Raw genomic sequence first — 300 nt, forward strand, 5'->3', positions numbered from 1 at the left:
GTCTCGGCATTCCTGCTGAACCGCTCTTCCGATCTGCTACATGTAGAATCAATTTTTATTTTTTATAAAATGTTTTTTAACAATAAAGCAAATCAATTCTACCAATATAATGGCGACAATACCGTCTAAAATATAATGTTGTCTCAATAAGAAAGTTGAAAAATAAACTAAGATAGCTAAAAAAAATTGAATAAAAACTATTGATTTGGGAAACTTTTTTTTATTTTCACCACGAAAGACGATAAAACAAAACCAACTATTAGAAACATGAATACTAGGTAATAAAAATGTAGCAGATCG

Annotated in this window: 1 protein-coding gene; it reads right to left on the minus strand. The window is 28.3% G+C overall.

The genetic code is table 11. The annotated features are described in order from the left end of the window. Positions 1 to 48 precede the first annotated feature (48 nt). Positions 49 to 300: phosphatase PAP2 family protein (locus RI76_RS01570; RefSeq protein WP_152411653.1), on the minus strand; the 252-nt coding region annotated here is incomplete at its 5' end.

It is taken from the genome of Milkweed yellows phytoplasma str. MW1 (assembly GCF_000309485.1).
Taxonomy (GTDB): Bacteria; Bacillota_I; Bacilli_A; order Acholeplasmatales; family Acholeplasmataceae; genus Phytoplasma.